The sequence below is a fragment of the Pseudomonas paraversuta genome (genome assembly GCF_904067025.1).
In the GTDB taxonomy this organism is placed as follows: Bacteria; Pseudomonadota; Gammaproteobacteria; order Pseudomonadales; family Pseudomonadaceae; genus Aquipseudomonas; species Aquipseudomonas paraversuta.
On sequence record NZ_CAJFDA010000001.1, the window covers coordinates 4092361 to 4111014 of the forward strand.

Genomic DNA, 18654 nt, shown 5'->3' on the forward strand with positions numbered 1-18654 from the left:
CACATGCAATGGGAAGTTGTGATCGGGCTGGAAATTCATTCTCAGCTCGCCACCCAATCGAAGATTTTCTCCGGTAGCGCCACCACCTTTGGTGCCGAACCGAACACCCAGGCCAGCCTGGTTGATCTGGGCATGCCTGGCGTATTGCCGGTGCTGAACCAGGAAGCCGTGCGCATGGCCGTCATGTTTGGCCTGGCGGTTGATGCCGAAATCGTTCAGCACAACGTGTTTGCCCGCAAAAACTACTTCTACCCCGACCTGCCCAAGGGCTACCAGATCAGCCAGATGGAGTTGCCGATCGTCGGCATGGGCCATCTGGACATCACTCTGGAAGACGGCACCGTCAAACGTGTCGGCATCACCCGCGCGCACCTGGAAGAAGACGCGGGCAAAAGCCTGCACGAAGACTTCAGCGGCTCCACCGGCATCGACCTGAACCGTGCCGGTACGCCCCTGCTCGAAATCGTTTCCGAGCCGGACATGCGTAGCGCCAAGGAAGCCGTAGCCTACGTCAAGGCGATGCACGCCCTGGTGCGCTACCTGGGCATCTGCGACGGCAACATGGCCGAAGGTTCGCTGCGTTGCGACTGCAACGTGTCGATTCGCCCGGTTGGCCAGGCTGAGTTCGGTACCCGCTGCGAGATCAAAAACGTCAACTCGTTCCGCTTTATCGAAAAAGCCATCAACAGCGAAGTACGACGTCAGATCGAGCTGATCGAAGACGGCGGCAAGGTGATTCAGCAAACGCGCCTGTATGACCCGAACAAGGACGAAACCCGCGCCATGCGCAGCAAGGAGGAAGCCAACGACTACCGTTACTTCCCCGATCCGGACCTGCTGCCGGTGGTCATCGAAGATTCGTTCATCGAAGACGTGCGCGCCACCCTGCCGGAACTGCCACCGCAAAAGCGCGAGCGCTTCCAGTCGCAGTTCGGCCTTTCCGCTTATGACGCCAGCGTACTGGCTTCGAGCCGTGAACAGGCCGACTACTTCGAGAAAGTGGTAAACATCGCCGGCGACGCCAAACTGGCGGCCAACTGGGTCATGGTTGAACTGGGCAGCCTGCTCAACAAGCAAAGCCTGGATATCGACCAGTCGCCGGTCAGCGCCGAGCAACTGGGTGGCATGTTGCTGCGCATCACCGACAACACCATCTCCGGAAAAATCGCCAAGGTGGTGTTCGAAGCCATGGCCAATGGTGAAGGCAGCGCCGACGAAGTGATCGACAAGCGCGGTCTCAAGCAAGTGACCGACAGCGGCGCGATCGAGAAGGTGCTGGACGACGTGCTGGCGGCCAACGCAGAACAGGTCGAACAATACCGCGCGGCCGATGAAGCCAAACGCGGCAAGATGTTCGGCTTTTTCGTGGGCCAGGCGATGAAAGCTTCCAAAGGCAAAGCCAACCCGCAACAGGTCAACGAACTGCTCAAAAGCAAGCTCGAAGGCTAAGCAACAATCCCGCGGGAGATCTGTTGACCCCGGATCTCCCGCGGGAGCTGGCTTGCCAGCGATTCAGACAAAGCGACTGGTCCATTGAACGGAGACGATGTCATTGCTGGCAAGCCAGCCCCCCACAGGATTTGGGTAACCCCACACACCCCGCAATAAAAGGATTCCCCCATGAAGCGGCTACTCGGCGCCTGCGCCCTGCTCAGCTTGCTCGCCGGCTGTGCCAGCCATGACATAGACCCCCGCGGCTATGACAAAACCGGCATTGCCTCCTATTACGGCGCCCGCCATCACGGCAAACTGACCGCCAGCGGCGAGCCCTTCAACCAGCATGGTCTCACCGCCGCCCACCCCGGCCTGCGATTCGGCACCCGGGTACTGGTCACCAACCTTGGCAACAACAAGTCTGTCATCGTGCGCATCAATGATCGCGGACCCCATACCCGGGGCCGGCTGATCGATCTTTCACGCCAGGCGGCAAAACAGTTGGGTATGCTGAGCAGCGGTACAGCCAAAGTCAGGGTTCAAGGCTTGAGCGATTAATTGAGGAGTGCCGGACATTTTAGGGTTGAACGCATTATCACCGTGGAGCTTGCTGCAACTGCTCTGCGGCCTTGTTTTACTGATTGCTGGCGCCGAACTGCTGGTGCGCTGCGCCATGCGTATAGCCGCCAATCTGAAAGTGCGCCCATTGCTGATCGGCTTGACGGTGGTCGCCCTGGGCAGCAGCGCGCCGCAAATGACGGTCAGCCTGCAAGCCGCGCTCAATGACACCCCGGACATTGCCGTCGGCAGCGTCATCGGCAGCAATATCTTCAATATTCTGGTCACTCTCGGCCTCTCGGCACTGATTATTCCACTGCGCGTGTCACGCCAGCTGGTGCGCCTGGACATTCCACTGATGATCCTGGCCAGCGGTCTGGTGTTCGCCCTGGCCCTGAACAGGCAACTCGACCGCCTGGATGGCGTCATATTGCTCTGCGGTCTGCTGGTCTATTTCGGTCTGCTGCTGCGCCAGTCACGCCACAGCGGCCATCATCACGCCAGCCACGACCTGCCCCGCACTTCAAGCCTGCGCAACGGCCTGCAAATGCTTGCCGCCCTGGTCTTGCTGGGTCTGGCCGGGCACCTGCTGCTGGGCGCAGCGGTCGACATTGCCACCGAGTGGGGACTGTCCGAACGCATCATCGGCCTGACCATCATTGCTGTCAGCACCTCGCTGCCACAACTGGCCACCTCGCTGATCGCAGCCCTGCGCGGCCAGCGCGAGATTGCCGTCGGCAACGTGATCGGCAGTAACGTCTTCAACCTGCTGGGTGTGCTCGGCCTCACGGCGCTTGTGGCACCGGAGCCCCTGTCGGTCTCGCCCAATGCCCTGACGTTCGACCTGCCGGTCATGCTGGGCGTCGCGGCGCTGTGCCTGCCCGTGTTCTATACCGGATACCGCGTCACCCGCGGCGAAGGCATATTGCTTCTGGCGCTGTACCTGGCTTACGGACTGCACGTGGTGTCCTTTACTACCGGCATGCCCCTGGCCGGCAGGCTCGAGCACCTGATGCTGTTTTATGTCTTGCCGGCGCTGCTGGTGTTTCTGCTGCTCAGCACCTTGCGCGCCTGGCGTCGACAACACTGAGCCACGCTGTGACCACCCGGGGGTGGCTAGATCCAGCCGCCCCACTGCAACACAAAGATCCCGATATTGGTGGTGATCGCAGCCATCAGGGTGGTGATCACGATAATCGCGGCTGCCAGTTCATGATTGCCGTTGGCCGCCCGGGCCATGACATAGCTGGCGGCAGCTGTGGGGCTGGCAAAGTACAGAAACAAAGTCCCCAGCTCGGCCCCCCGGAAACCACAAAGCCAGGCGCCCAGCGTGGTCAGTAATGGCAGGCTGACCATTTTCACCAGGCTTGCACTCAGCGCCAGGTCACCACTTTTACGCAAACTCGCCAACGACAGCGTGCCGCCGATACATATAAGCGCCAGCGGCAAGGTCATCGACGCCAGATACTCACCCGAGGTCAGCAGCCAATGGGGCAGGCCGATCTTGAACGCGGCAAAAGGGGCTGCCACCAGCACGCTGATGATCAGCGGGTTCTTGAACACGCTTTTACAGATGCTCCAGGGATCGGACTTGATCACCGGGCTGTACACCGCCAGCACGATGGTCGACAAGGTGTTGTAGAGCAGAATCACCAGGGCCGCGAGCACTGCCCCCAGGGAGATACCGTAATCGCCATACATGCTGGCCGCCAGGGCCAGGCCGATGACCGCGTTGTTGCCGCGAAACGCGCCCTGAGTGTAGATACCCCGCTCAGCACGAGGGCAACGCCAGATCGACCAGCCCCAGGCCAGGGCAAAACTGGCCAGCGTCGCTACGGTGAAATAGCCGAGTACCTTGGGCTGCAAGGCGGCCCTGAGATCGGCATGCAAAATACCCAGAAACAACAACGCCGGCATGGTGACGTTGAACACCAGTGCCGACGCAGTGTGGATAAAGTTGTCATTGATCCAGCCCACGCGCTTGAGCACAACGCCCAGAAACAGCATGGCAAACACGGGAGCCGTGATAGAGAGTGTCTGAAGGAAAATAGCCAGCATATCGAGTCAGCCTGGTGGCGATCGGGAGGAAGATCGTATGCGGAATCAGACGTTTAGTTAGCCAGCGTCAACCCGCAGTTTAATCAAATTGCGCACGCATCCAGCAATGATACTCGGCCACTGCAGGCTCACCCTCGCGAGGAGCCCAGGGTGCCAGCTCGCCGTCTCCAACCGGCCGATAAGGCCCGGCTTTGCACTCGAACATCAGGCTGTCGTCCTCAAGCACCACCAGCCCATGAAAAATACCTGCTGGCAGATCGACCCCCAGACTCCCGCCTCCGGCTTGCAATACGCGCTTGTCGAGCACCCGACCTTCTTCATCGAAAATCAGGACGCCAAGCGTGCCCTTGAGTACCAGCAGGGTCTCAGCCTTGTCGCTGCCCAGGTGCCGGTGCGGCGGAACATAGGTGGAGGGTTGCAGCCCCACCACCATGCGATGGCAGGCCTCTTCCATCTGATGCAAGTTGTGATGCTGGCGACCACGGGGGTTGCCGGCAGCTTTCTCTGCCAGGTCGTTGAAGAGCGATTGATCGAGAAAGCTGGGGCGGGTCATGGTTTCAACGTCCTTTATTACATGTCTTTGACGGCATAAATCCCGGCGGCATTGCGCCAGTATCCCTTGTAGTCCATGCCATAACCGAAGAGGTAGCGGTCAATGCACGGCAGACCCGCGTAATTGGCTTTCAGGTCCGGGCGCGCCTTGCGCTGATGGTCCTTGTCGATCAGCACCGCCGTATGCACCTGACGGGCACCTGCGTGTTTGCAGAACTCGACGATGGCACTCAGGGTGTGACCTTCATCGAGGATGTCATCAATGATCAGAACATGACGGTCAATGAACGACACTTCTGGCTTGGCCTTCCAGAACAGATCGCCGCCAGTGGTCTCATTGCGATAGCGCGTCGCGTGCAGGTAAGACGCTTCAAGCGGGAACTTCAGGTGGGTGAGCAACTTGCCCGCAAAAATCAGGCCGCCATTCATCACACAAAATACTACTGGATTGGTCTCGGCCATTTCGGCCGTGATTTGCGCGCCAACGCGGGCAATGGCTGCCTCGACTTCAGCTTCGGTGTACAGGCAGTCAGCCTCTCGCATGATTTGACGGATATGCTCGAGATCAGCAGACATGACGCTCTCCAGGGGGGTTGTGCAAGAAAAGCGGGCAAAGGTACGCACCCGCATGGCTCAGATCAAGTATTTATGGACTAACGTGCAGTAATGTTTAGTAGGACATCACCCCGTATTAGATTAATCTAGGCCGCTTTTTTTGCCTGCCCACGGAGCCTTTCCCCCATGCCCATTCGCGAGATACGCCACCCGCTGATTCGTCACAAGCTCGGCCTTATGCGCCGCGCAGACATTAGCACGAAGAACTTCCGCGAGCTTGCTCAGGAAGTAGGCGCGTTGCTGACCTATGAAGCCACCAAAGACCTGACCCTCGAAACCTACGAGATTGAAGGCTGGTGCGGCACTGTTAAAGTTGAAAAAATCGCCGGCAAGAAAATTACCGTCGTCCCGATCCTGCGTGCCGGCATTGGCATGCTCGAAGGTGTACTGAGCCTGATTCCAGGCGCCAAAGTCAGCGCAGTCGGTGTAGCCCGTAACGAAGAAACCCTTCAGGCCCACACCTACCTGGAAAAACTGGTACCGGAAATCAACGAACGTCTGGCGATGATCATCGACCCGATGCTGGCCACCGGTGCATCCATGGTTGCCACCATTGATCTGCTGAAGAAAGCCGGCTGCAAAGAAATCCGCGCCATGGTGCTGGTTGCCGCGCCAGAAGGCATTGCCACTGTAGAAGCCGCTCACCCGGACGTCGTCATCTACACCGCCTCCATCGATGAGCGTCTGAACGAACACGGTTACATCATTCCTGGCCTGGGCGATGCTGGCGACAAGATCTTCGGCACCAAGCAAAAGGACGCATAACATGCAGGACGAGTTCAACGACCCGCTCTGGCGCCAGATCATATCTGGCGCGCAGATGCTCTTCGTGGCCTTTGGCGCGTTGGTCCTGATGCCTTTGATTACCGGCCTCGACCCTAACGTCGCGCTGTTCACCGCGGGTCTCGGGACTCTGTTGTTCCAGATCGTGACCCGGCGCCAGGTGCCGGTTTTTCTGGCTTCAAGCTTTGCGTTCATTACCCCGATCATTCTCGCCAAAGGCCAGTTCGGCCTTGCCGCGACCATGGGCGGCGTGATGGCAGCAGGCTTCGTGTACACCTTCCTCGGTTTCGCGGTAAAGCTCAAAGGCACCGGTTTTATTGACCGCCTGCTGCCTCCCGTAGTGATTGGTCCGGTGATCATCTCGATTGGTCTGGCAATGGCCCCGATTGCAGCGCACATGGCCATGGGCCGCGCTGAAGATGGCACCGAGCTGATCCACTACCAGACTGCCATGCTGATCTCGATGCCAGCCCTGCTGACCACCCTGATCGTAGCCGTGTTCGGTAAAGGCATTTTCCGCCTGGTGCCGATCATTGCCGGCGTGCTGGTGGGATTCTCGATGGCGTTTTACTTTGGCGTAGTGGACACGGCCAAGATTGCCGCCGCCCCATGGTTTGCCCTGCCGCACTTCACTGCTCCCGAGTTCAACTGGCAGGCGATTCTGTTTATCGTCCCCGTGGCCCTGGCCCCGGCCATTGAACACATCGGCGGAGTGATTGCCGTGGGCAGCGTGACCGGCCGCGACTATCTGAAAAAGCCCGGCCTGCATCGCACCCTGTTCGGTGACGGCATCGCCACCACCGCTGCCGGCCTGCTTGGCGGTCCGCCCAACACCACCTACGCCGAAGTGACCGGCGCAGTGATGCTGACCAAGAACTACAACCCGAAAATAATGACCTGGGCGGCGATTTTCGCCATTAGCCTGGCATTTGTCGGCAAGTTCGGCGCACTGCTGCAAAGCATTCCAGTGCCGGTGATGGGCGGGATTCTATGCCTGTTGTTCGGTTCAATTGCTGCGGTCGGGATGAACACCCTGATTCGCCATCAGGTCGATCTGAGCGAAGCCCGCAACCTGGTGATTGTTTCGGTGACCCTGGTGTTCGGTATCGGCGGAGTGCTGATTGGCACCGGCATGGGCCCGGAAGACTTCGGCCTCAAGGGCATCGCCCTGTGTGCCATCGTCGCCATTGCGCTGAATCTGTTGTTGCCGGGCAATGACAGCTGGAAACACAAGAAAGGTGACGGGCCGGTTATCTAAATCGGCAAGTCCCCCAGGATCCTGTGGAAGCCTGGCCTGCCAGGCTTCCACAAGGTATCTGCAAGCGGAGTTTTACAGCGCCAGCGGCGCCCGCTCACACAAGGTATTCAACGCTGCCGCCCACTCAGGGTTGTCATTCAGGCACGGTACCAGCACCAGCTCCTCCCCCCCCGCCGCAATAAACTGCTCGCGACCGCGATCGCCGATTTCTTCCAGCGTTTCAATGCAATCCGCCACAAACGCCGGGCACATGACCAGAATCTTCTTCACTCCGTCTTTGGCCAGAGCGTCCAGCCGTGCCTCGGTATAGGGTTCGATCCACTTGGCCCGGCCCAGTCGGGACTGGAACGCCACCGACCATTTGCCCGCCGGCAACCCCGCGCGATCGGCAAACTCCTGGGCCGTACGCAAGCACTGCGCCCGGTAGCAGGTTGCCAATACTGCCGGCGAAGCATTCTGGCAGCAGTCAGCATTTTTGAAGCAGTGATTACCGGTCGGATCGAGTTTATGCAGATGGCGCTCGGGCAAACCGTGAAAACTGAGCAGTAAATGATCGTAATCCTGCTCCAGATGCGGCCGTGTACTCGCCACCAATGCGTCGAGGTATTCGGGCTGATCGTAAAACGGCTGCACGATGGAGAGTTGAATGCCCAGCTTTGCGGCTTTGATCACCCGCTTGGCTTCTGCAATCACGGTGGTGACCGTACTGTCGGCAAACTGTGGATACAACGGTGCCAGGGTGACCTTGTGAATGCCCTTGGCCGCCAGACGTGTGAGCACGGTTTCAATGGACGGTTCGCCATAGCGCATTGCCAGTTCTACCGGCCCCTTGGTCCACTCCTTGCTCATCGCCTGCTGCAGGCGACGGCTGAGCACCACCAGCGGCGAGCCTTCATCCCACCAGATGGAGGCATAGGCATGGGCCGATTGTTCGGGGCGCTTGACCAGAATCAGTGACACGATCAGGCGGCGCAATGGCCACGGCATGTCGATCACATACGGGTCCATCAGAAACTGGTTCAGGTAGCTGCGTACATCGGCTACCGAAGTAGACGCGGGCGAACCCAGGTTAACCAGTAATAGTGCGTGCTCGGTCATGCAACATCCTATTTCAGAGGCGGGCGGACAGATCATCCAGGGCCGCACGCAAATCGGTGAACTGAAAAGTGAAACCGGCTGCCAGCAATTTGGCCGGCGTGGCCCGTTGGCCGCCCAGCAATAACTGTGACAATTCGCCCAGACCAACGCGCAAGGCAAAGGCGGGAACGGGAATGAACGCCGGACGGTGCAACACGCTGCCCAGGGTTTTGGCGAACTCAAGGTTGCGTACCGGATGCGGCGCGCAGGCATTATAAGGACCCGACGCGGCATTCTCATGCACAAGAAAATCAATCAGGGCAATTTGGTCATTGATATGAATCCATGGCATCCATTGCCGACCATTACCTATCGGCCCGCCCAACGCCAGTTTGAAAGGCAATAACAGGCGCGACAAAAAGCCGCCCTCGGCCGCCAGCACCAGGCCGGTACGCACCAGCACCAGGCCGGTACGCACCAGCACCACACGAATGCCCAAGGCCTGTGCGCGTTGCGCGGTTTCCTCCCAGGCAATACACAAATGGCTGGCGAAGTCTTCGCTCACCGGAGGCGACTCTTCGGTCAACTCGCGCTCACCCCCATCGCCATACCAGCCCACTGCCGAACCGGACACCAGCACCGAAGGTTTTTGTTCGCGGCTGGCCAGCCAGGTCACCAGGGTTTCCGTCAGCGTAATCCGGCTGCCCCACAACAACGCCTTGCGCTTGCGTGTCCATGGCCGATCGGCAATCGGCGCGCCGGCAAGGTTGATCAGCGCATCAATCGGCTCCTGGCCAAGTTCTTCAAGTGTGGCGACGCCTCTTACGCCGGCACCGCACAATTCGCTCACGCGATCAGGGCGACGACTCCACACGCTCAGGCGATGACCTTGCGCCAGCCAGTGACGGCAAAGCTGGCGCCCGATCAAGCCTGTACCGCCGGTCAGCAAAATGTGCATGAGTTGATCCTCGCTGGGAGTTTTATCGGGTGCACTGGTCTATTTTTAAAGAAATTCCCATTTCTTCGGGCCGCTGGCTTCATAAAGAATAGGCTAGGCTGGCCCGGCAAGCGCACTAAAACTTATACTAATAAATTAATTTGTACAGATATTGGCGGCATCGTAGTTTGTGCAGCTGACTGGGCAAATAGGGATTGAGGCCAATATGACTGTACCTATCGCAATTATCGGGGCCGGCATCGCCGGATTGTCTGCCGCACGGGCACTGCACAAGGCCGGGCACACTGTGCATCTGTTCGATAAAAGCCGCGGCAGCGGCGGACGCATGTCGAGCAAGCGCAGTGATGCGGGATCACTGGATCTTGGAGCCCAGTATTTCACTGCCCGCGATCGCCGCTTTGTCGATGAGGTCCAGCAGTGGCAAGCCCTGGGCTGGGCTGCTGAATGGGAACCTCATCTGTACAACCACAAGAACGGCCAGCTCACACCGTCACCGGACGAACAGACCCGCTGGGTAGGCAGCCCGCGCATGAGCGCGATTACCCGCGGCATGCTCGGCCATTTCAAGGTTGAGTTTGCATGCCGTATTACTGACTTGATACGCGGTGAAAAACACTGGCACCTGCTGGATGCCGACGAGGTCAGTCACGGCCCCTACAGCCATGTGATAGTGGCAACGCCGGCACCTCAGGCAACCGCCCTGCTTGCTTGTGCGCCCAAACTGGCAAGCACCGCGGCCGGAGTGAAAATGGACCCGACCTGGGCCGTCGCCCTGGCTTTCGATACGCCCCTGGAAACCAAAATGGATGGCTGCTTCGTGCAAGACAGCCCGCTGGACTGGCTAGCCCGCAACAGCAGTAAACCGGGGCGTGAGCACAAGCCCGACACCTGGGTGCTGCATGCCACCAGCGCCTGGAGCAGGCAAAACCTGGATCTGTCCAAAGAAGCAGTCATCGAGCACTTGCACGGTGCGTTTGCCGAACTGATGCACTTCCCCATGCCTGCGCCGATCTTCAGTCTGGCCCACCGCTGGCTCTATGCCCGGCCTTCCACCGCCCATGAATGGGGAGCACTGACCGATGCCGATCTGGGGCTTTATGCCTGTGGCGACTGGTGCCTGTCAGGCCGGGTCGAAGGCGCGTGGCTCAGTGGCCAGGAGGCAGCCCGGCGCTTGATCGAGCACCTCGAATAAAGCCCAGGGCAGGCGTATAGCCTCTGTAAGAGCGAGCTTGCTGGCGATCTTTTAAAAACGGCTCGCTCCTGTAGAAGCCCCAAATACTTGTACAAGATAATTGACTTGTACAAGGCAAAGCCTAAGATGAAACCAGGTTGTACATCGCTACAAAGATGTACAAGTAATTCCTGGAGGTTCATCCCATGGTCAGCGCCGTCTCAGCCCGCGACAAACCGAAAATCGCCATCAGTGCCTGCCTGCTGGGCGCCGAAGTTCGCTTCAACGGCGGGCATAAGGCTTCGCAACTGTGCAGCCAGGCCCTGAGTGAGTATTTCGAGTTCGTCCCGCTGTGCCCCGAAGTCGCCATCGGGCTGGGCATTCCGCGCCAGCCCATTCGCCTGATCGGCGACCCTGCCCAACCCCAAGCCGTAGGCAGTGTCGACAGCGCTATGGACGTAACCCGGCCACTGCACGATTACGCTGTGGCCATGGCCGCAGCGCACACAGACATTTGCGGCTACATCTTTATGCAAAAGTCGCCGTCTTGCGGACTCGAGCGGGTCAAGGTCTATCAGGACGGTGGACGCCCCGCAGAGTTGAGAGGACGGGGTATTTACGCACAAGCGTTTTGCGCCGCGCACCCGGACTTGCCGGTTGAAGAAGAAGGCCGCCTCAACGACCCGGTATTGCGTGAAAACTTTCTGACCCGGGTTTACGCCTATAGCGCCTGGCAACAGTTGCTCGGAGACGGCATCACCCGCCGCTCCCTGACCGAGTTTCATGCCCGCTATAAATACCAGCTTATGGCCCACCACCCCGAACAGTACAAAACCCTGGGCAACATGCTGGGGAGCCTGGGCAAGGGCGACCCTCGCGAAATTGCCCCGCAGTATTTCAGCGAGTTGATGAAAGCCCTGAAAAAATGCGCCACGCGCCGCACTCACACCAATGTGCTGCAACACATCAGCGGCTATCTCAAACAGTCCCTCAGCCGCGAAGACAAGCAAGAAATGCAGTACCTGATTGGCCAGTACCTGCACGGCATTGTGCCGTTGGTGGTGCCGCTGACACTGCTCAAGCATCATTTTCGCCAGCATCCGGATCCCTATATCTCGCGGCAGGTGTACCTGCAACCGCACCCGGAAAACCTCAGCCTGCGCAATGCGATCTGACCATGAATCAGGACCTTTCGCAGACCAGCTCTGCCGCACCCGACTACAACCAGGCCCTGACCGAAGGCTGGCTGCCGATACGCGAAGTGGCGCGCATCACGGGGGTCAATGCCGTGACCCTGCGCGCCTGGGAGCGGCGTTATGGCCTGATCGTCCCGCACCGCACCGCCAAAGGTCATCGCCTGTTCTCAGCCGCCCATATCCAGCGAATCCAGCACATTCTGACCTGGCTCAATCGCGGGGTGTCGGTCAGCCAGGTCAAGCCACTGCTCGACCTGGCCCCGAGCCACCGCGAACCCGTCGACAACGACTGGCTGGCATGGAGCCAGGCCCTGACGCTGGCGATCACTGAGCTGGCCGGGCGCAGACTGGACGACAACTTCAATCAGGTCATGTCGCTGTATCCGGCCCACACCCTGTGCGGACAGCTGCTGATACCGCTGTTGAGCGAGCTGGAACAACGCTGGCAGGGCCAGTTCGGGGCACAACTGGAGCGAGTGTTTTTCAGCTCCTGGCTACGCAGCAAGCTGGGCGCCCGTATCTACCACAACAATCGCTCACTCAAAGGCAAGCCCATCCTGCTGATCAACCATTCACCCCAGCCTTTCGAAGCCCAGCTGTGGCTCACCGCCTGGCTGGTCAGCAGCAGCCACTGCCCGGTTGAAGTCTTCGACGCGCCCCTGCCCGGCGGTGAACTGGCATTGGCGGTGGAACGCCTCAAATCACCCGCCGTGGTCCTCTATTCGAGCCAGACCCTGAACCCCCAGCAACTGCCAAAGCTACTGAAGGGCGTTGACTGCCCGATCCTGATTGCCGGACCGACGGTATGCATCCATAGCGCCGAGCTGGCCGTAAGTACTACTGAAATCGCAGGATTGTCTCTTGCTCGCGATCCCCTTGAAGCCCATCAACGGCTCAGCCAGCTCGGACTGTTCTAGAGGAATAAACATGCAACTGATCTGGCTGCGCAGCGACTTGCGCCAAAACGACAACACCGCCCTGAGCGCCGCAGCTGAACGCGGCCCCACTGTGGCCGTGTATCTCATCAGCCCCGAGCAATGGCTGGCCCATGACGACGCGCCGTGCAAAGTCGATTTTTGGCTGCGTAATCTGAGCGTCCTGAGCGACAGCCTCGAGCAACTGAATATCCCGTTACTGATTCGCAGCGCGCCCGCCTGGGACCAGGCCCCCGCGGTGCTGGTTGAACTGTGCCAACAGTTGGGCATTGAGGACGTGCATGTAAATGATGAATACGGCATCCATGAAACCCGGCGCGATCAAGCCGTCGCCCGTGCCCTCGACGCCAAGGGCATCGGCTTTCATCGTCACCTCGACCAACTGCTGTTTCAACCCGGCAGTGTGCTGACCAAAACCGGGACCTACTTTCAGGTGTTCAGCCAGTTCCGCAAGGTTTGCTATGAGCGCCTGCACACGGGACTGCCGCGCATAGTGGCCACACCCCGGCCCCAGGCGCAGCTGACCATTGCCCGGGATGCGATTGCTCAATCTGTTAGCGGCTTTGCGCCGCCCGACGAAACCCTGCGCGCACTCTGGCCGGCCGGGGAAGACGAAGCCCGGCAGCGCCTGGCACGCTTCGCCGACGAGCAAATCCACTACTACAAAGAAGAGCGTGACTTGCCCGCCAAACCTGGCACCAGCCAGCTTTCGCCCTACCTGGCAGCAGGCGTTATCTCACCCCGCCAATGCCTGCATGCAGCACTGCTCAGCAACAACGGCGAATTTGAAAGCGGCAGTGTCGGCTGCGCGACCTGGATCAGCGAACTGATCTGGCGCGAGTTCTATAAACATATTCTGGTGGGTTACCCACGGGTTTCCCGGCATCGCGCATTCAGAGCCGACACCGAGTTCTTGCCCTGGCGTGATGCCCCACAAGAACTGGCAGCATGGAAAGAGGGGCGCACCGGTATCCCGATCATCGACGCGGCTATTCGCCAACTGCTGGCAACCGGCTGGATGCACAACCGCCTGCGGATGGTGGTGGCAATGTTCCTGACCAAGAACCTGTTGATCGACTGGCGCGAGGGTGAGCGCTTCTTTATGCAGCACTTGATTGATGGCGATCTGGCAGCCAACAACGGCGGCTGGCAGTGGAGCTCATCCACCGGGACCGATTCGGTGCCCTACTTCAGAATTTTCAACCCCTTGAGTCAGTCCGAGCGCTTCGATCCCGAAGGTCGCTTCATCAAGCACTGGCTGCCAGAACTTGCGACGCTGAATAAAAAAGAGATTCATAACCCGGCCATTGCCGGCGGCCTGTTTGGGGTTGCCGATTATCCGCGGCCAATTGTCGACTTGAAACACAGTCGCGAACGGGCCCTCAGCGCGTTCAAGAATCTGCCGTCGCCCCAGCTTTACGAGGTGTGCGATGGCTGAGACACGGCGTATCTGGCTTACCGGGGCCAGCAGCGGGATTGGTGCTCACATGGCGGAACAACTGCTCAACAGCGGTGCCCGCCTGGCATTGAGTGCCCGCACCCTGCCCCCCCTGCAAGCGTTATCCGAACGCTACCCGGGGCAGGTGCTGCTGGTGCCCGGCGACCTGACCGACAGCCTGCAAGTGCGGGAAATCGGCAAACGTATCGCGCACACCTGGGGCGCGCTGGACTGCGTGATTCTGAATGCCGGCTCCTGTGAGTATGTCGACGTCCGGCATTTCGACGCAGCCCTGATCGAGCGCGTGGTGCGCACCAATTTACTGGCCAGCGCTTACTGCCTTGAAAGTGCACTGCCTTTACTGCGTGCAGGCACCCGTCCGCACCTGGTGGGCGTGGTCAGTTCCGTGACCTTCTGGCCCCTGCCACGGGCCGAAGCGTATGGCGCGTCAAAAGCCGGACTGCGCTACTTGCTGGAGTCACTGCGCATCGATCTCGCCCACGAGGGAATGGATGTCACCCTGGTCAGCCCCGGCTTCGTTGACACCCCGCTGACGGCAAAAAACGATTTCCCCATGCCCATGCGCTGGCCTGCACTCAAAGCCGCACAGCATATTTGCCAGCGTCTGGAAAACCGCCCGCTGGAAATCGCTTTTCCCTGGTCATTTATCGCCACTCTCAAACTGATGGCGAGCCTGCCAAAACGCCTGCAACTGGCGATTGGAAAACGCCTGGCACGGACTTCTGACGAGACACCATCATGAAAATCGCGATCATTGGCAGCGGCATCTCAGGCCTGACCTGTGGCTATTTACTGCATAAAGAACACGATATCCGCGTGTTCGAGGCCAGTGACTGGGTGGGGGGGCATACCCATACGGTGGATGTCGGCATCGGCGGGCGTCACTATAAAATTGATACCGGCTTCATCGTGTTCAACGACTGGACCTATCCCAACTTCATCAAGCTGATCGATCGACTGGGGGTGCGCTCCAAAGCCACTGAGATGAGCTTCTCGGTGCACGACCCCCGACGCAATTTCGAATACAACGGCAACAGCCTCAACAGTTTGTTCGCCCAACGCAGCAACCTGTTGTCCCCCGGGTTCTGGGGCATGTTGCGCGATATCCTGCGTTTCAATCGCCAGGCCGTACGCGACCTGCAACAACAGCGCATTGCCAGCGACACCCGACTGGGCGACTACCTGCAGCAGCGTGGCTATGGCCCCCGGTTTATCGAGCACTACATTGTGCCGATGGGCGCGGCGATCTGGTCCATGCCACTGGCCGAGATGCAGGCATTTCCGCTGCAGGCGTTTATCCGCTTCTTCAAGAACCACGGCTTGCTGAGCATCACCAATCGCCCGCAGTGGCGAGTGATCGAAGGTGGCTCGAGCGCCTATGTACAACCGCTGAGCGCAGGTTTTGCCGAACACATTCGCCTCAACTGCCCGGTTACGGCGGTTGAACGCGACGACCTGGGGGTACTCATCCACAGCCCGGCAGGCAGCGAGCGCTTCGACAAAGTGATTTTTGCCTGCCATAGCGATCAGGCCTTAAAGCTGTTGGCCCGGCCGACAGTCGCCGAACAGCAAATCCTCGGCGCCCTGCCCTACGCCGATAACGACGTGGTCCTGCACACCGATACCCGACTGCTACCTGAGCGAAAACAGGCCTGGGCCAGCTGGAACTATCGACTGGGCGATGTCGGACAACGCCGCGCCAGCGTGACTTACGCCATGAACATCCTGCAGGGGATCGAGAGCGAGACCACATTCTGCGTCAGCCTTAACCAGACCGAGGCCATCGACCCGCTGCAAGTGCTGGCCCGATACACCTACGCCCACCCGCAATACAGCCTCGATGCCGTAGCCGCCCAAGGGCGCTGGCAAGAATTGCTGGGGCCGCAGCACAGCTATTTTTGCGGTGCTTACTGGGCTAACGGCTTTCACGAAGACGGGGTGGTCAGCGCTTTGCGTGTCGCCTCAGCATTCGGCCAACAGCTATGAACAGCGCCCTGTACAGCGGCTGGATCGCCCACCGGCGTTTTGCGCCGACCAGCCATGCATTCCGCTACCGCATCGGCTTGTTGTATCTCGACCTGGACGAACAGGATGCTGTATTGGGGCTGTCACCACTGGCTGGAAAAAGCCGCTTTGCACCCTTCTCGTTTCGCGAAACCGATTACCTGAAGGATTACACCAGGACCGGCATGCGCCTGATGGATGCCGTTCGCCAACAAGTCGCCCGGGCCCTCGGGCATACGCCCCAAGGTGCCATCTGCTTACTGACTCAGGCCCGCAGCTGGGGCTTGAGTTTCAACCCGGTGAGTTTCTTTTATTGCTACGAGGCTGACGGGCAACTGGCTGCCATCCTGTGCGAAGTGAGCAATACCCCGTGGCGCGAGCACTATCACTACGTGCTCCCGGCCCTGGGTGACAGCCATCAGCATTTTGCCGTGGCCAAGGCATTTCATGTCTCGCCTTTTCTGCCCCGCGATCTGGAATACCGCATGAGTTTCAGCCCGCCCGCTGCCCGACTCGGTGTGCATATGGCGGATTGGCAAGGTGAGCTGAAAATGTTCGATGCCACCCTCAATCTGCAACGCAGCGCTCTCGACCGTCCAGGTTTGCATCGCTACTTGCGGCAATTTCCATGGATGACGGCAAAGACTTGCCTGGCCATTTACTGGCAAGCCTTGCGCCTGTTTCTCAAACGTACGCCGATCTTTTCCCATCAGGCCGCCGACGGCGCCTTTCGTATTGCCGCCCTGCAACCCAAGGATAAACGTCATGAAAAGCCCTAGCCTGGTGAGCAAAACCTCACGATTGAGTACCTACAATCTGACCAGCGTACTGCTGCGGCGCGGAGTCATGCGTCAACTCAGCCAGCTGCAGCACGGCCAATTGGTGCTGACTGAAAATGGCGAGCGCCATCTGTTCGGTGACAGCAACGCGACACTGATCGGCGAAGTGCACATCAGCGACCCCGGTGTCTGGGGGATGATCGCCAGCAACGGTTCCATAGGCGCCGGCGAAGCATTTATCCACGGCTACTGGAGCTCGCCCGACCTGACCAGAGTGGTCCGGGTACTGGTCAGCAACCTGAAGGTTCTGGACGCCATGGAGGGTGGGCTTGCCAGCCTGGGACGCCCGTTGATACGGGGCTTGCACTGGATCAATCGCAATACCCGCAAAGGCTCGCAAAAAAACATTGCGGCTCATTACGACCTTGGCAATGAGATGTTCGAGCAGTTTCTCGACCCCACCATGATGTATTCAGCGGCGCAGTTCCTCAGCCCTGACGACAGCCTGGAGCAGGCCCAACTGAATAAGCTGCAACGCATTTGCCAGAAGCTCGACCTCAAGCCCGAAGACCACTTGCTGGAAATCGGCACCGGCTGGGGCAGCATGGCAATTTTTGCCGCGCAGCATTACCACTGCAAAGTGACCACCACCACACTCACGAAGGAACAATTCGATTACACCCGTAAGCGTATCGAGGCACTGGGACTTCAGAATCAGGTGACCTTGTTGCTGGAGGATTACCGCGATCTGACCGGGCAGTACGACAAACTGGTGTCCATCGAGATGATCGAAGCGGTCGGCCATCATTTTTTACCCAACTACTTCAAACAGTGTTCGCACCTGCTCAAGAGCCAGGGGTTGATGTTGCTGCAAGCCATCACCATTCGAGACCAGCGTTACGAGCAAGCCAAAACCGGCGTGGACTTTATCCAGCGCTACATCTTCCCCGGCGGCGCACTGCCCAGCGTGCAGAAAATGCTCGAGATCGTCACCCGCGATACCGACATGAACCTGATGCATATGGAGGACTTTGGCCTGCACTACGCCAGAACCTTGCGCCTGTGGCATGAGAACTTTCGCCGCGCCCACGGCCGTCTGACCGAGCTGGGCTATGACGAATACTTCCTGCGTCTGTGGGAATTTTACCTGTGCTACTGCGAAGGTGGCTTCCTCGAACGCAGTATCGGCACCGCGCAATTGTTGCTGGCCAAACCCGGGGCCATGCCGCAACCCTTGCTCGGGCGCTTTGATGCTTGATCTGAAGCTGCTGGCCAATGCCGGAATGTTCCAGCTTGGCTGGTTTGCCTGTGTGCTGGGTGGCAATAGCCTGTGGTTACTACTGCCGGCGGGCGTACTACTGGTGAACGGACTGTGGATAAGTGCCCGGTGGACAGAAGTGCGCTTGATCATTTGCGTCTGCTTGCTCGGCACCCTGGTGGACAGCCTGCTGCTCAATGCCGGGGTTTTTGAGTTCCGGCAGGAGGGGATTTTCATCCCGTTCTGGTTGATGCTGCTCTGGGCATTACTGGCGACCACCCTGAACCATTGCCTGGAATGGACGGCACGACCGGCATGGCGGGCGGTGCTGCTGGGCGCGGTTGGCGGGCCATTGTCGTATTACGCAGGGCAACGGCTGGGGGCGGTGCAATTCGGGTTCGGACTGTGGCCGACCCTGTTCTTGCTCGCGGTGTTATGGGCGGGGTTGTTCCCGGCGCTGCAATGGCTGGCGGGCAAGCAGACAGCCCAACTTCCGCTGCGAGAATGAGCTTGCTCCTACAGGGATGAATGGCGGTTTGTCAGCGGTTTTACACCTGAC

19 protein-coding genes are annotated in these 18654 nt (G+C 59.3%); 14 read left to right on the forward strand and 5 right to left on the reverse strand.

Going from position 1 to position 18654, the window contains the following annotated elements; translation table 11 throughout:
- Positions 1 to 3 precede the first annotated feature (3 nt).
- From gatB to JQ848_RS18655, 3 genes are all read left to right on the forward strand, one after another.
- Positions 4 to 1449, forward strand: a complete 1446-nt coding sequence (gatB, locus tag JQ848_RS18645) for an Asp-tRNA(Asn)/Glu-tRNA(Gln) amidotransferase subunit GatB (protein ID WP_003439852.1) — start codon at positions 4 to 6, stop codon at positions 1447 to 1449.
- Positions 1450 to 1620: 171 nt separating this feature from the next.
- Positions 1621 to 1992, forward strand: coding sequence for a septal ring lytic transglycosylase RlpA family protein (locus tag JQ848_RS18650; RefSeq protein WP_003439851.1), 372 nt, complete (start codon positions 1621 to 1623; stop codon positions 1990 to 1992).
- 49 nt (positions 1993 to 2041) lie between these two features.
- The gene (locus JQ848_RS18655) at positions 2042 to 3082 is read left to right on the forward strand and encodes a calcium/sodium antiporter (RefSeq protein ID WP_003439850.1); all 1041 of its coding nucleotides are present in this window, start codon (positions 2042 to 2044) and stop codon (positions 3080 to 3082) included.
- 26 nt (positions 3083 to 3108) lie between these two features.
- On the opposite strand, the gene JQ848_RS18660 is transcribed toward JQ848_RS18655, so the two are convergent.
- The 3 genes from JQ848_RS18660 to JQ848_RS18670 all read right to left on the reverse strand — a co-directional run bounded on the left by JQ848_RS18660 (position 3109) and on the right by JQ848_RS18670 (position 5178).
- Positions 3109 to 4050 carry an AEC family transporter gene (locus tag JQ848_RS18660; RefSeq protein ID WP_161717931.1) on the reverse strand — a complete coding sequence of 314 codons (942 nt, stop codon included), beginning with the start codon at positions 4048 to 4050 and terminating at the stop codon, positions 3109 to 3111.
- A gap of 79 nt (positions 4051 to 4129) precedes the next feature.
- Positions 4130 to 4603 (reverse strand): WbuC family cupin fold metalloprotein, encoded by a 474-nt coding sequence (locus JQ848_RS18665; protein ID WP_127196065.1) that lies wholly within the window; start codon positions 4601 to 4603, stop codon positions 4130 to 4132.
- Between the two features lie 17 nt (positions 4604 to 4620).
- Positions 4621 to 5178 (reverse strand): hypoxanthine-guanine phosphoribosyltransferase, encoded by a 558-nt coding sequence (locus tag JQ848_RS18670; RefSeq protein ID WP_003439847.1) that lies wholly within the window; start codon positions 5176 to 5178, stop codon positions 4621 to 4623.
- Between the two features lie 165 nt (positions 5179 to 5343).
- Here JQ848_RS18670 and upp point away from each other — a divergent pair, with 165 nt between their 5' ends.
- Positions 5344 to 5982 carry a uracil phosphoribosyltransferase gene (upp, locus tag JQ848_RS18675; protein ID WP_003439846.1) on the forward strand — a complete coding sequence of 213 codons (639 nt, stop codon included), beginning with the start codon at positions 5344 to 5346 and terminating at the stop codon, positions 5980 to 5982.
- A 1-nt stretch (position 5983) separates the two neighbouring features.
- Positions 5984 to 7258, forward strand: a complete 1275-nt coding sequence (locus JQ848_RS18680; protein WP_003439829.1) for a uracil-xanthine permease family protein — start codon at positions 5984 to 5986, stop codon at positions 7256 to 7258.
- Positions 7259 to 7330: 72 nt separating this feature from the next.
- On the opposite strand, the gene hemH is transcribed toward JQ848_RS18680, so the two are convergent.
- Complete coding sequence (gene hemH / locus JQ848_RS18685) at positions 7331 to 8356, reverse strand: ferrochelatase (RefSeq protein ID WP_003439827.1); 1026 nt, start codon at positions 8354 to 8356, stop codon at positions 7331 to 7333.
- 13 nt (positions 8357 to 8369) lie between these two features.
- A complete protein-coding gene (locus JQ848_RS18690; protein ID WP_202211010.1) occupies positions 8370 to 9293 on the reverse strand; it encodes a TIGR01777 family oxidoreductase in 924 nt (307 codons plus the stop codon).
- A gap of 205 nt (positions 9294 to 9498) precedes the next feature.
- Here JQ848_RS18690 and JQ848_RS18695 point away from each other — a divergent pair, with 205 nt between their 5' ends.
- The 9 genes from JQ848_RS18695 to JQ848_RS18735 all read left to right on the forward strand — a co-directional run bounded on the left by JQ848_RS18695 (position 9499) and on the right by JQ848_RS18735 (position 18603).
- A complete protein-coding gene (locus JQ848_RS18695; RefSeq protein ID WP_003439824.1) occupies positions 9499 to 10485 on the forward strand; it encodes an NAD(P)/FAD-dependent oxidoreductase in 987 nt (328 codons plus the stop codon).
- A gap of 185 nt (positions 10486 to 10670) precedes the next feature.
- Entirely contained in the window at positions 10671 to 11639 is a 969-nt protein-coding gene (locus JQ848_RS18700) for a YbgA family protein (protein ID WP_003439822.1), read from the forward strand.
- A gap of 2 nt (positions 11640 to 11641) precedes the next feature.
- The gene (locus tag JQ848_RS18705) at positions 11642 to 12577 is read left to right on the forward strand and encodes a MerR family transcriptional regulator (protein WP_202211011.1); all 936 of its coding nucleotides are present in this window, start codon (positions 11642 to 11644) and stop codon (positions 12575 to 12577) included.
- Between the two features lie 10 nt (positions 12578 to 12587).
- On the forward strand, positions 12588 to 14033 hold the full coding sequence (phrB, locus tag JQ848_RS18710) for a deoxyribodipyrimidine photo-lyase (RefSeq protein WP_202211012.1): 1446 nt from the start codon (positions 12588 to 12590) through the stop codon (positions 14031 to 14033).
- Entirely contained in the window at positions 14026 to 14796 is a 771-nt protein-coding gene (locus tag JQ848_RS18715) for an SDR family NAD(P)-dependent oxidoreductase (RefSeq protein WP_202211013.1), read from the forward strand. The genes phrB and JQ848_RS18715 overlap by 8 nt, the downstream gene beginning before the upstream one ends.
- On the forward strand, positions 14793 to 16040 hold the full coding sequence (locus JQ848_RS18720) for an NAD(P)/FAD-dependent oxidoreductase (RefSeq protein WP_161717925.1): 1248 nt from the start codon (positions 14793 to 14795) through the stop codon (positions 16038 to 16040). The genes JQ848_RS18715 and JQ848_RS18720 overlap by 4 nt, the downstream gene beginning before the upstream one ends.
- Positions 16037 to 16837, forward strand: a complete 801-nt coding sequence (locus tag JQ848_RS18725) for a DUF1365 domain-containing protein (protein WP_003439813.1) — start codon at positions 16037 to 16039, stop codon at positions 16835 to 16837. The genes JQ848_RS18720 and JQ848_RS18725 overlap by 4 nt, the downstream gene beginning before the upstream one ends.
- A complete protein-coding gene (locus tag JQ848_RS18730) occupies positions 16824 to 18095 on the forward strand; it encodes an SAM-dependent methyltransferase (RefSeq protein ID WP_202211014.1) in 1272 nt (423 codons plus the stop codon). The genes JQ848_RS18725 and JQ848_RS18730 overlap by 14 nt, the downstream gene beginning before the upstream one ends.
- Positions 18088 to 18603: a DUF2878 domain-containing protein gene (locus JQ848_RS18735; RefSeq protein ID WP_202211015.1), complete on the forward strand. Its 516-nt coding sequence runs from the start codon at positions 18088 to 18090 to the stop codon at positions 18601 to 18603. The genes JQ848_RS18730 and JQ848_RS18735 overlap by 8 nt, the downstream gene beginning before the upstream one ends.
- The last annotated feature ends 51 nt before the right edge of the window (positions 18604 to 18654 follow it).